Raw genomic sequence first — 13,010 nt, forward strand, 5'->3', positions numbered from 1 at the left:
CCGGTTTGGGAATCTGTCCGGAAATGCAGAAAGGCCCCGCACAGCGTGCGGGGCCTTCCCATCAAAAATTGTTCGGCGGCGTCCTACTCTCCCACAGGGTCCCCCTGCAGTACCATCGGCGCTGAAAGGCTTAGCTTCCGGGTTCGGAATGTAACCGGGCGTTTCCCTAACGCAATAACCACCGAAACACTATGAAACAAACAAACCGGAATCAACACGGTCGTTGCCTCAGAACTAACACAGTGGACGCGAGCAAATATGGACAAGCCCTCGGCCTATTAGTACCGGTCACCTCCACCAGTTACCTGGCTTCCAGATCCGGCCTATCAACCCAGTCGTCTACTGGGAGCCTTAACCCCTCAAAGGGGGTGGGAGTCCTCATCTCGAAGCAGGCTTCCCGCTTAGATGCTTTCAGCGGTTATCCTTTCCGAACGTAGCCAACCAGCCATGCCCTTGGCAGGACAACTGGCACACCAGAGGTTCGTCCGTCCCGGTCCTCTCGTACTAGGGACAGCCCTTCTCAAGACTCCTACGCGCACAGCGGATAGGGACCGAACTGTCTCACGACGTTCTAAACCCAGCTCGCGTACCGCTTTAATGGGCGAACAGCCCAACCCTTGGGACCGACTCCAGCCCCAGGATGCGACGAGCCGACATCGAGGTGCCAAACCATCCCGTCGATATGGACTCTTGGGGAAGATCAGCCTGTTATCCCCGGGGTACCTTTTATCCGTTGAGCGACGGCGCTTCCACAAGCCACCGCCGGATCACTAGTCCCGACTTTCGTCCCTGCTCGACCCGTCGGTCTCACAGTCAAGCTCCCTTGTGCACTTACACTCAACACCTGATTACCAACCAGGCTGAGGGAACCTTTGGGCGCCTCCGTTACTCTTTAGGAGGCAACCGCCCCAGTTAAACTACCCATCAGACACTGTCCCTGATCCGGATCACGGACCCAGGTTAGACATCCAGCACGACCAGAGTGGTATTTCAACAACGACTCCACAACCACTGGCGTGGCCGCTTCAAAGTCTCCCACCTATCCTACACAAGCCGAACCGAACACCAATATCAAACTGTAGTAAAGGTCCCGGGGTCTTTCCGTCCTGCTGCGCGAAACGAGCATCTTTACTCGTAGTGCAATTTCACCGGGCCTATGGTTGAGACAGTCGAGAAGTCGTTACGCCATTCGTGCAGGTCGGAACTTACCCGACAAGGAATTTCGCTACCTTAGGATGGTTATAGTTACCACCGCCGTTTACTGGCGCTTAAGTTCTCAGCTTCGCAACCCCGAAAGGTCACTAACCGGTCCCCTTAACGTTCCAGCACCGGGCAGGCGTCAGTCCGTATACATCGCCTTACGGCTTCGCACGGACCTGTGTTTTTAGTAAACAGTCGCTTCTCGCTGGTCTCTGCGGCCACCCCCAGCTCACATCGTAAAGACGATCACCAGGAATGGCCCCCCTTCTCCCGAAGTTACGGGGGCATTTTGCCGAGTTCCTTAACCATAGTTCACCCGAACGCCTCGGTATTCTCTACCTGACCACCTGAGTCGGTTTAGGGTACGGGCCGCCTTGAAACTCGCTAGAGGCTTTTCTCGACAGCATAGGATCATCCACTTCACCACAATCGGCTCGGCATCAGGTCTCACCCTTAATGTGTGACGGATTTACCTACCACACGGGCTACACCCTTACCCCGGGACAACCACCGCCCGGGCTGGACTACCTTCCTGCGTCACCCCATCACTTACCTACTACCACCTCGGTTCAGCGGCTCCACCACTCCCCATCACTCCGAAGAGATCAAAGGCGGCTTCACGGCCTTAGCATCAGAGGATTCGATACTGGGCGCTTCAAAGCGGGTACCGGAATATCAACCGGTTGTCCATCGACTACGCCTGTCGGCCTCGCCTTAGGTCCCGACTTACCCTGGGCAGATCAGCTTGACCCAGGAACCCTTAGTCAATCGGCGCACACGTTTCCCACGTGTGTATCGCTACTCATGCCTGCATTCTCACTCGTGTACCATCCACCACTCGCTTACGCGGCGGCTTCACCCGGCACACGACGCTCCCCTACCCAACCCAACGGGCGTTGGCCCTATTGCTGGATTGACACGACTTCGGCGGTACGCTTGAGCCCCGCTACATTGTCGGCGCGGAATCACTTGACCAGTGAGCTATTACGCACTCTTTCAAGGGTGGCTGCTTCTAAGCCAACCTCCTGGTTGTCTCTGCGACTCCACATCCTTTCCCACTTAGCGTACGCTTAGGGGCCTTAGTCGATGCTCTGGGCTGTTTCCCTCTCGACCATGGAGCTTATCCCCCACAGTCTCACTGCCGCGCTCTCACTTACCGGCATTCGGAGTTTGGCTAAGGTCAGTAACCCGGTAGGGCCCATCGCCTATCCAGTGCTCTACCTCCGGCAAGAAACACACGACGCTGCACCTAAATGCATTTCGGGGAGAACCAGCTATCACGGAGTTTGATTGGCCTTTCACCCCTAACCACAGGTCATCCCCCAGGTTTTCAACCCTGGTGGGTTCGGTCCTCCACGACCTCTTACAGCCGCTTCAACCTGCCCATGGCTAGATCACTCCGCTTCGGGTCTTGAGCGCGCTACTAAATCGCCCTATTCGGACTCGCTTTCGCTACGGCTTCCCCACACGGGTTAACCTCGCAACACACCGCAAACTCGCAGGCTCATTCTTCAAAAGGCACGCAGTCACGAGAACGCAAGGCAAACCTCACGCTCCGACGCTCCCACGGCTTGTAGGCACACGGTTTCAGGTACTATTTCACTCCGCTCCCGCGGTACTTTTCACCATTCCCTCACGGTACTATCCGCTATCGGTCACCAGGGAATATTTAGGCTTAACGGGTGGTCCCGCCAGATTCACACGGGATTTCTCGGGCCCCGTGCTACTTGGGTGTCTCTTAAACGAGCCGCATGAATTTCAGCTACGGGGGTCTTACCCTCTACGCCGGGCCTTTCGCATGCCCTTCGCCTATCCATACGGTTTCTGACTCGTCCCACGGCCGGCAGACCGCAGAAAAGAGATCCCACAACCCCGCATACGCAACCCCTGCCGGGTATCACACGCATACGGTTTGGCCTCATCCGGTTTCGCTCGCCACTACTCCCGGAATCACGGTTGTTTTCTCTTCCTGAGGGTACTGAGATGTTTCACTTCCCCTCGTTCCCTCCACACTGCCTATGTGTTCAGCAGCGGGTGACAGCCCATGACGACTGCCGGGTTTCCCCATTCGGAAACCCCCGGATCAAAGCCTGGTTGACGACTCCCCGGGGACTATCGTGGCCTCCCACGTCCTTCATCGGTTCCTGGTGCCAAGGCATCCACCGTGCGCCCTTAAAAACTTGGCCACAGATGCTCGCGTCCACTGTGCAGTTCTCAAACAACGACCAGCCACCCGTCACCCCACCACATCAGCAGTGAGAACACCGGGGCCGGCACCGAAGACACTCAGACTCTCGTCCGTGCCCTCAGACACCCAACAGCGCGCCCAACACCCAGACCCCGGGACCAGCCCACGTTCCACGCCGAAGCAGTACTTGTGAAGCAATCCCATGCCTGAGTGCCGAATAATCAACGTTCCACCCATGAGCAACCAGCACCGGACACTCGCCGGTGTACTGGCCCCTGACCGGCAAAAACCGGCAAGAAGTGCTCCTTAGAAAGGAGGTGATCCAGCCGCACCTTCCGGTACGGCTACCTTGTTACGACTTCGTCCCAATCGCCAGTCCCACCTTCGACAGCTCCCTCCCACAAGGGGTTGGGCCACCGGCTTCGGGTGTTACCGACTTTCGTGACGTGACGGGCGGTGTGTACAAGGCCCGGGAACGTATTCACCGCAGCAATGCTGATCTGCGATTACTAGCAACTCCGACTTCATGGGGTCGAGTTGCAGACCCCAATCCGAACTGAGACCGGCTTTTTGAGATTCGCTCCGCCTCACGGCATCGCAGCTCTTTGTACCGGCCATTGTAGCACGTGTGCAGCCCAAGACATAAGGGGCATGATGACTTGACGTCGTCCCCACCTTCCTCCGAGTTGACCCCGGCGGTCTCCCGTGAGTCCCCAACACCCCACAAGGGGGCTTGCTGGCAACACGGGACAAGGGTTGCGCTCGTTGCGGGACTTAACCCAACATCTCACGACACGAGCTGACGACAGCCATGCACCACCTGTACACCGACCACAAGGGGGGCACTATCTCTAATGCTTTCCGGTGTATGTCAAGCCTTGGTAAGGTTCTTCGCGTTGCGTCGAATTAAGCCACATGCTCCGCTGCTTGTGCGGGCCCCCGTCAATTCCTTTGAGTTTTAGCCTTGCGGCCGTACTCCCCAGGCGGGGAACTTAATGCGTTAGCTGCGGCACCGACGACGTGGAATGTCGCCAACACCTAGTTCCCAACGTTTACGGCGTGGACTACCAGGGTATCTAATCCTGTTCGCTCCCCACGCTTTCGCTCCTCAGCGTCAGTAATGGCCCAGAGATCCGCCTTCGCCACCGGTGTTCCTCCTGATATCTGCGCATTTCACCGCTACACCAGGAATTCCGATCTCCCCTACCACACTCTAGCCTGCCCGTATCGAATGCAGACCCGGGGTTAAGCCCCGGGCTTTCACACCCGACGTGACAAGCCGCCTACGAGCTCTTTACGCCCAATAATTCCGGACAACGCTTGCGCCCTACGTATTACCGCGGCTGCTGGCACGTAGTTAGCCGGCGCTTCTTCTGCAGGTACCGTCACTCTCGCTTCTTCCCTGCTGAAAGAGGTTTACAACCCGAAGGCCGTCATCCCTCACGCGGCGTCGCTGCATCAGGCTTTCGCCCATTGTGCAATATTCCCCACTGCTGCCTCCCGTAGGAGTCTGGGCCGTGTCTCAGTCCCAGTGTGGCCGGTCGCCCTCTCAGGCCGGCTACCCGTCGTCGCCTTGGTAGGCCATCACCCCACCAACAAGCTGATAGGCCGCGGGCTCATCCTGCACCGCCGGAGCTTTCAACCTTCAAGGATGCCCCCGAAGGTATTATCCGGTATTAGACCCCGTTTCCAGGGCTTGTCCCAGAGTGCAGGGCAGATTGCCCACGTGTTACTCACCCGTTCGCCACTAATCCACCACCGAAGCGGCTTCATCGTTCGACTTGCATGTGTTAAGCACGCCGCCAGCGTTCGTCCTGAGCCAGGATCAAACTCTCCGTGAATGTTTACCCGTAATCGGGTCGACACATCACGAGAGCGGGACAGCCGGAGGAATAATCCGACCGTCCACAGCGTCCTCGCTGTATGTGTTTCTTCAAAGGAACCTCATCCCCCAGCCACAAGGGCTCGGGAACGGGGTATCAACTAATCTGGCGTTGATTTTTGGCACGCTGTTGAGTTCTCAAGGAACGGACGCTTCCTTCAGGCCCTTTTCACCAGGCCCTCCGGGCTTTTCCCTTCGGTCTTGCGTTTCCAACCTTACCAGATCCTTTTCCCGTTCCGTTTCCGGTCCGGAGTTTCGAATCCAGCGGCCTGTTGAAGCGGCCTTTTGTCTTTCGACTTTGCCTTTCGGCGGTGCCGACTTTATCAGAAGCATTTCGGCCGAGCTAATCGGCCTTCGCGATCCGGATAAGGAGTCGGTGGGCTCCGCGGGAAGTTCATTCCCGTCGAGAGCGAGTCAGAGACTAACTGCGGCACTCGGCTGTGTCCAGTCCGAGGCAACCGTTTGAATCTACCTCCCCACGCCAGCCATGTCAATGGTTTTTGTGGGCAGGTGAGGACAGTAGCAGCTCAGAGGGGTCCGATGCACATCAGGCTGCGACGGGGACCCGGGCGTTGCGGTCGGACTCGTCGAGGTCTCCGTACTCCCCGTCCCGGGCCGCACGGCGCCCCAGTACGTAGACGTAGGTGAGGAAGCCCAGCTCGGCCGCGATCCCGATGGCGATACGGGCCCAGGTCGGCAGGCCGGACGGGGTGACGAAGCCTTCGATGAGGCCCGAGACGAAGAGGACGAGGGCGAGGCCGATCGCCATGCCGAGAGCGGCTCGCCCCTGCTCCGCGAGAGCGGCCCTGCGGGTCAGGGGGCCGGGGTCGACGACGGTCCAGCCGAGGCGCAGCCCCGTACCGGCGGCGACGAAGACGGCGGTCAGTTCCAGGAGGCCGTGCGGGAGCACGAGGCCGAGGAAGACGTCGAGGCGGCCGGCCGAGGACATCAGACCGATGCCGACGCCCAGGTTGGCCATGTTCAGGAGCAGGATCCAGAGCACCGGTATGCCGAGGAAGGCTCCCAGGGTCAGGCAGATCGCGGCTGCCTGGGCATTGTTCGTCCAGACCTGGGCCGCGAAGGATGCCGCGGGGTTGCTGGAGTAGTACGTCTCGTAGTCGCCGCCCGGGCGGGTCATCTCCCGGAGTGCCTCCGGGCCGGCGATCGCGGACCGGACCTCGGAGTGGGTGCCGACCCACCAGCCGATGACGGCCGCCGTGGTGAGGGAGAGGACCGCCGCGGGGATCCACCAGTGGCGGGAGCGGTAGACGGCGGCGGGAAAGCCGGCGGTGAGGAAGCGGGAGGCATCACGCCAGGTGGCGCGGCGGGTGCCGGTGACCGTAGCGCGGGCGCGGGCCACGAGTCGGGTGAGGCGGCCGACGAGTGCGGGATCGGGGGTGGTGGAGCGGATCAGGGAGAGATGGGTTGCGGTGCGCTGGTAGAGGGCGACCAGTTCGTCGGCTTCGGCTCCGGTGAGCCGGCGTCCCCTGCGCAGGAGGTGTTCCAGCCGGTCCCACTCGGCGCGGTGGGCTGTCACGAAGACGTCGAGGTCCATTGGGCTGCTGCTCCAGGCGCTGGGGCGTCCATGCATCATGCGTACTACTGCGCTTCCTACCGCAGTGCGCTTCGGGTCAGCTTGGCAGACTGAGGGAGTCGGGGGCAGGCCGGGCGGTCGGAGTGCGGAGGGGTGGGCTGCGGTGAGTGCGCTGGTGACGGGGGACGCGGTCGTTCTGGGGGTACAGCCTGCGAAGCTGCCGAGCCGGGCGCTGGCGTTGGTCATCGACCTGGTCGTGGTGTGGGGTCTGTTCCTGGTGGTGATGGTGGGGCTGGCGTTGACGACCGCTTCGCTGGATCCGGCGGCGGGGCGGGCGCTGGGAATCGCGGCGTTCCTGCTGATTCCGGTGGGGGCGCCGATCGCCGTGGAGACGCTCACGAAGGGCCGGTCCCCGGGGAAGCTGGCCTGTGGTCTGCGGGTGGTGCGGGACGACGGCGGGCCCGTCCGGTTCCGGCATGCGCTGGTCCGTGGGGCGATGGGGGCGGTGGAGATCACGCTGACGATGGGGGTGGTTGCGGCGATCGCATCGCTGGTGTCGGCACGGGGGCGGCGGATCGGGGATGTGTTCGCGGGCACGCTCGTCGTACGGGAGCGGGTGCCGGGGGCGAGGGTCTCCGAGGTCCCGGCGCCTCCGTCGTGGCTGGTGGGGCGGTTTTCGCAGGTGGATCTTTCGGGGGTGTCGGACGAACTGTGGCTGGCGGTACGGCAGTGCCTGACGCGGCTGGGGCAGCTGGATTCCGCGGTGGCCCGGTCGATGGCGGCCGGGCTGGCGGACGAGTTGGTGGCGCGGACGGGAGCGGCTGTTCCGGAGGGGGCGTCTCCGGAGGCTTTTCTGGCCGCGGTGGTGCAGGAGCGGCAGGCCCGGGACGCCCGGCGGGCCTTCGGGTCCGGTGCGGGATCCGGTGTCGGTGCGGGATCGGCTGCCGGGGTGGTTGCGGATCCGGCCGGGGCGTGGGGTGTGCCGGGGGACGGTCGGGGCGGTGCTGCGCACGGATGGGTGCTGGAGCCGCTGCCTCCGGTGGAGTCCGGGCCGTTGCAGGCACCGGAGCGGTCCGGGGTGCGCGGGACGGGAGCCGGGGGTGGTCCGGGCGGCGCCGGGACCCGGTCGACGGGGTTCGTGCCGCCCGCGTAGCCGGTGCGGGTGGTGGATGCCGGCAGGCGTTCAGGGGAAGACCGAGGGCGGACTGTCCAGTTGTTCGAGTTCGATGCCCGGGGCTGCCAGCACGACGTCGCCGGCGATGTGGACGGTGTGCTGTTCGCCGGTGTCCAGGGCGTTGACCTGGTAGGCGTCCACGACGAGGGGGCCGTTGTCAGTGGCGTGCGCTTCACTGTCGAGCAGAGCCCAGGACTGGTCGACAGTGAGGGGGGCGAGTACGGGGTCCGTGAACGCTACGAGGCGGACGCGGGTCGCCGGGGAGCCGGGGGTGAGACGCAGCAGCCGTGCAGTGGCCACGAGGAAGGCGGGGGAGGTTCCGGTGAAGGCGTGTGCGGGTGCTGTTCCTTCGTCGGCGTGTGCGCCGGTGGGGTCGGTGCGGACCCAGGTGACGCCGTCGATGGCGGCTCCGCGGACCTGCCAGCTCGCGGTCTGGAGTTCCAGCCGGATGGGGCGGCCGAGATCGTCGACGGCCAGATCGACGGAGCCCCTCTGTTCACCGGAGGGGGTGGTGGTGCGGGAGACGTACCGCCAGCCGGAGGGGCCGGTGGCGCAGTGGAAGTGTTCTTCGCCTAGGGGGGTGTGATCGTGCGGATCGTGGAGCGAATAGCGGCCGCGGGGCATGGGGCTTCGGGGTCCTTGTGCGGTGTGGCGCGGTGGTGTCGCCGACTGCCGGTGTGACGGCCGGTGGGGGGCGGGCCCGGGCTTGGGCCGGGCCGTCGCGGGGAGGGTGCGGGCAGGCCCCCGACACGGGGGTGCGGGGGCCTGTCCGTTGCTCTTGCGGCGCTCTGGTCCGGGTGTCCGGGGCCGGGTTCCCGGTCCCCTGGTCGGTCCGCGTGGTCTGCGGGTCCCGGGGGCCGTTCGGTGCCGTGCCCGTCCGCGGGGTGCGGGCGGGCACGGTGCCGGGGTGCTGTCCGGGGCGCGGGCCGTGGTTGCGCCGGGGCCGGGCCGTGCGGGCCCGGGCCGTCAGTAGCGGTAGTGGTCGGGCTTGAAGGGGCCTTCGACGTCGACGCCGATGTAGGCGGCCTGCTCGGGGCGGAGCGTGGTGAGCTTGACGCCGAGGGAACCGAGGTGGAGTCGGGCGACCTTCTCGTCGAGGTGCTTGGGCAGCACGTAGACGTCGGTCGGGTACTCCTCGGGCTTGGTGAAGAGTTCGATCTGGGCGAGGGTCTGGTCGGCGAAGCTGTTGGACATCACGAAGGACGGGTGGCCCGTCGCGTTGCCCAGGTTGAGCAGGCGCCCCTCGGAGAGCACGATGATCTTCTTGCCGTCGGGGAAGGTCCAGGTGTGGACCTGGGGCTTGACCTCGTCCTTGACGATGCCGGGGGTCCGGGCCAGGCCGGCCATGTCGATCTCGTTGTCGAAGTGGCCGATGTTTCCGACGATGGCCTGGTGCTTCATCTTGGCCATGTCGGCGGCCATGATGATGTCCTTGTTGCCGGTGGTGGTGATGAAGATGTCGGCCAGGCCGACGACCTCGTCGAGGGTGGTGACCTGGAAGCCGTCCATCGCCGCCTGGAGGGCGCAGATGGGGTCGATCTCGGTGATGATCACCCGGGCGCCCTGGCCGCGGAGGGATTCGGCGCAGCCCTTGCCGACGTCGCCGTAGCCGCAGACGACGGCGACCTTGCCGCCGATGAGGACGTCGGTGGCGCGGTTGATGCCGTCGACGAGGGAGTGGCGGCAGCCGTACTTGTTGTCGAACTTCGACTTGGTGACGGCGTCGTTGACGTTGATCGCCGGGAAGAGGAGGGTGCCGTCGCGGTGCATCTCGTACAGCCGGTGGACGCCGGTGGTGGTCTCTTCGGTGACGCCGCGGATCTCGGACGCCAGGCGGGTCCACTTCTGCGGGTTCTCGCCGAGGGTGCGGTTGAGGAGGGTGAGGATGTACCCGTACTCCTCGCTGTCCGCGGTGGCGGGGTCGGGGGCCTCGCCGGCCTTCTCGAACTCGACGCCCTTGTGGACGAGGAGGGTGGCGTCGCCACCGTCGTCGAGGATCATGTTGGGGCCGCCGGTGGGCGAGTCGGGCCAGGTCAGGGCCTGCTCGGTGCACCACCAGTACTCTTCGAGGGTCTCGCCCTTCCAGGCGAAGACGGGGATGCCGCGGGGGTTGTCGGGGGTGCCCTCGGGGCCGACGGCGATGGCCGCGGCGGCGTGGTCCTGGGTGGAGAAGATGTTGCAGGACGCCCAGCGGACCTGGGCGCCGAGGGCGGTGAGGGTCTCGATGAGGACGGCGGTCTGGACCGTCATGTGCAGGGAGCCGGTGATCCGGGCGCCGGCGAGCGGCTGCTGGGCGGCGTACTCGGAGCGGATCGCCATCAGGCCGGGCATCTCGTGCTCGGCGAGGGTGATCTCCTTGCGGCCGAACTCGGCGAGGGAGAGGTCAGCGACCTTGAAGTCGTGGCCGGTGGTGACTGTCGTCATGCGGGACTGCTCCTCAGTGGAGGTCGAGGGTGGGCACGGCTGGCTCCGCGGCGGTGGACACAGGGATGCCCGGGCCGCTCGCGGCGCAGTCGTCGGAGGCCCTCTCTCCCTCGGCCGGTCCGCTGGGGACCGCCCGACCGCCATCAGCAGCGACGTCTGACTCTCGTTCCGAATCTACACCGATCCCCCGGGGCGGCCCCAGCCCGCGCAGGGGTGTGATCGGGACACGTCGCTGGTCGGGGGCGGGCGGAATGACCGGATACGGCGGGCGGGGAGGTCAGGGGGTGGCGGCCGGCGGGGCGGGGTCGGTGTCGTCGGCCGCGGCCGTCGCGCTGTAGATATCGGGTTCGAGGTAGATCACCCGGGCGATGGGGACGGCGGCGCGGATGCGTTCCTCGGCGGCGTTGATGGCCGTGGCGACTTCGGTGGCGGTGTTGTCGTGGCGTACCGCAATCTTGGCGGCGACCAGGAGTTCTTCGGGGCCGAGGTGAAGGGTGCGCATATGGATGAGGCGGGTGACGGTGGTGTTGTCGACGACGGCGGCCCGGATCTTGCGTTCGTCGTCGGCGGTCGCGGCCTCACCGAGGAGGAGGGATTTGGTCTCGGCGGCGAGGACGAGGGCGATGAGGATGAGGAGGGTGCCGATGCAGAGGGTGCCGATGCCGTCCCAGACTCCGTCGCCGGTGGCGAGGGCGAGGCTGACGCCCGCGAGGGCGAGGATCAGACCGATGAGGGCGCCGAGGTCTTCGAGGAGGACGACGGGGAGTTCGGGGGCCTTGGCGTGGCGGACGAACTCGCGCCAGGAGCGGTCGCCGCGCAGGGGGTTCGATTCCTTGATGGCGGTACGGAAGGAGATGGTTTCCGCGACGATCGCGAAGACGAGGACGCCGACGGGCCAGTACCAGGCTTCGATGGGGTGGGGGTTCCTGATCTTCTCGTAGCCCTCGTAGAGGGCGAACATGCCGCCGGCGGAGAAGAGCACGATGGAGACGAGGAAGGCGTAGATATAGCGTTCGCGGCCGTAGCCGAAGGGGTGCTGGGGGGTGGCCGCGCGGCGGGCGCGCTTGCCGCCGAGGAGGAGTAGTCCCTGGTTGCCGGAGTCGGCCAGGGAGTGGACGCTCTCGGCGAGCATCGACGACGAGCCGCTGAAGAGGAACGCGACGAATTTGGCCACGGCGATGGCGAGGTTGGCGGTGAGGGCCGCCACGATCGCCTTGGTCCCGCCCGACGCGCTCATGTCGGAATTTCCCTTCGGTCCGGTCGGTCCTGCTGGTCCCGTCGGGCGTGTCCCGGGGCCGGGGCGGGCCGGCCGGGGCCGGGGTCCGCGTACCGGTGCCGGCGCGTTCGGTAGTCGCCCGATCACTGAGGGGCGCCATTGTTGCAGCAGTGGCCGGAGAAGGCGGGTCAGTCGGGCACCGTGGCCCGGAAGAGCGTCCCGGAGCCTCCGTCGGCGCCCGAGATCTCCGTCTTCTCCCCTGCCGGTACGAACACGGAATCGCCGGGTCCGAGCGTCAGTTCGCCCACGGTGGCGCGGCCGGAGGTGCAGAGGAGGATCTGCGGGCCGGGCGAGGTGAGGTCGCGGGGGGTGGCGTCGGGGGCGAGGACGTGGCGGGAGAGGCGGAATTCGGCGGCGGGCGTGTCGTACACCTCCGCGCCGTCGGCGTCGGCCTCGGGGCGCAGGACGGCGGCGTCGGTGGGGGCGAAGCGTACGACGCGCAGCAGTTCGGGTACGTCGACGTGCTTGGGGGTGAGTCCGCAGCGCAGGACGTTGTCGGAGTTGGCCATGATCTCGACGCCGAGGCCGCGGAGATAGGTGTGCGGGACGCCCGCGCCGAGGTAGATGGCTTCGCCGGGCTGGAGCCGTATGTGGTTGAGGAGCATCGCGGCGATGACGCCGGGGTCGCCGGGGTAGTGGCGGGCGATGTCCGCGTAGACGGTGTAGGGGCCGCCGATACGGGCTGCTGCGGCGGCGGTCTCGGTGACGGTCTCGGCGATCGCGGTGCGGTCGGCGGTGAGGACGGCGGTGAGGACCTCGCGCAGGGCTGCTTCCTCGGGGTGGGCGCGGAGGAGGTCGGCGTACGGCTTGAGGGAGTCGACGCCGAGTCCGGCGATCAGGTCGGCGGTCTCGGTCGGCCGGCGGAAGCCGCAGAGTCCGTCGAAGGGGGTGAGGGCGCAGATCAGTTCCGGCTTGTGGTTGGTGTCCTTGTAGTTGCGGTGGGGGGCGGCGAAGGGGATGCCGGCGCGTTCTTCGGCGGCGTGTCCGGTCTTGGCCTGGTCCAGATCGGGGTGGACCTGGAGGGAGACGGGGGTGCCGGCGGCGAGGAGTTTGAGGAGGAAGGGGAGGTGGGGGCCGTGGCGGCGGACGGTGGTGGCGCCGAGTTCGCGTACCGGGTCGGCGGCGATGACCGTGTCGAGGGGGCCGCGTTCGAGGTGGGAGGGTGCGCCGGGGTGAGCGCCGAACCACATCTCCGCCTGGGGTTCGCCGGTGGGGTGGACGCCGAGGAGCTCGGGGATGGCGGTGGTGGAGCCCCAGGCGTATGGGCGGATGGTGTTGGTGAGGCGGTCCATTCGGCGGCAGGTCTCCTTCGGCCGGGGTGGTGCGGTTGAG

6 protein-coding genes and 3 rRNA genes are annotated in these 13,010 nt (G+C 65.2%); 1 reads left to right on the forward strand and 8 read right to left on the reverse strand.

Translation table 11 applies throughout. From position 1 onward, the window contains the following. Positions 1-70: 70 nt before the first annotated feature. The 4 genes from rrf to B7R87_RS10900 form a co-directional block, all read right to left on the reverse strand. Positions 71-186: ribosomal RNA gene (rrf, locus tag B7R87_RS10885) — 5S ribosomal RNA — on the reverse strand. Between the two features lie 72 nt (positions 187-258). Beyond that, positions 259-3,386 (reverse strand): 23S ribosomal RNA (locus tag B7R87_RS10890). A gap of 312 nt (positions 3,387-3,698) precedes the next feature. Then, a 16S ribosomal RNA gene (locus B7R87_RS10895) occupies positions 3,699-5,229 on the reverse strand. Together the 16S, 23S and 5S rRNA genes form the textbook arrangement of a ribosomal RNA operon. Before the next feature lie 588 nt (positions 5,230-5,817). Further along, positions 5,818-6,825 carry a stage II sporulation protein M gene (locus B7R87_RS10900; protein ID WP_006348987.1) on the reverse strand — a complete coding sequence of 336 codons (1,008 nt, stop codon included), beginning with the start codon at positions 6,823-6,825 and terminating at the stop codon, positions 5,818-5,820. A gap of 142 nt (positions 6,826-6,967) precedes the next feature. On the opposite strand from B7R87_RS10900, the gene B7R87_RS10905 reads away from it, so the two are divergent. Continuing rightward, a complete protein-coding gene (locus tag B7R87_RS10905; RefSeq protein WP_006348986.1) occupies positions 6,968-7,957 on the forward strand; it encodes an RDD family protein in 990 nt (329 codons plus the stop codon). Positions 7,958-7,987: 30 nt separating this feature from the next. On the opposite strand, the gene B7R87_RS10910 is transcribed toward B7R87_RS10905, so the two are convergent. The 4 genes from B7R87_RS10910 to manA all read right to left on the reverse strand — a co-directional run bounded on the left by B7R87_RS10910 (position 7,988) and on the right by manA (position 12,970). After that, positions 7,988-8,602: a hypothetical protein gene (locus B7R87_RS10910; protein WP_006348985.1), complete on the reverse strand. Its 615-nt coding sequence runs from the start codon at positions 8,600-8,602 to the stop codon at positions 7,988-7,990. 342 nt (positions 8,603-8,944) lie between these two features. Continuing rightward, complete coding sequence (ahcY, locus tag B7R87_RS10915) at positions 8,945-10,402, reverse strand: adenosylhomocysteinase (protein ID WP_006348984.1); 1,458 nt, start codon at positions 10,400-10,402, stop codon at positions 8,945-8,947. A 277-nt stretch (positions 10,403-10,679) separates the two neighbouring features. Next, a complete protein-coding gene (locus B7R87_RS10920; RefSeq protein WP_006348983.1) occupies positions 10,680-11,639 on the reverse strand; it encodes a cation diffusion facilitator family transporter in 960 nt (319 codons plus the stop codon). A gap of 167 nt (positions 11,640-11,806) precedes the next feature. Beyond that, positions 11,807-12,970, reverse strand: a complete 1,164-nt coding sequence (gene manA, locus B7R87_RS10925) for a mannose-6-phosphate isomerase, class I (RefSeq protein ID WP_006348982.1) — start codon at positions 12,968-12,970, stop codon at positions 11,807-11,809. Between the last annotated feature and the right edge of the window lie 40 nt (positions 12,971-13,010).

It is taken from the genome of Streptomyces tsukubensis (assembly GCF_003932715.1).
GTDB classification, from domain to species: domain Bacteria; phylum Actinomycetota; class Actinomycetes; order Streptomycetales; family Streptomycetaceae; genus Streptomyces; species Streptomyces tsukubensis.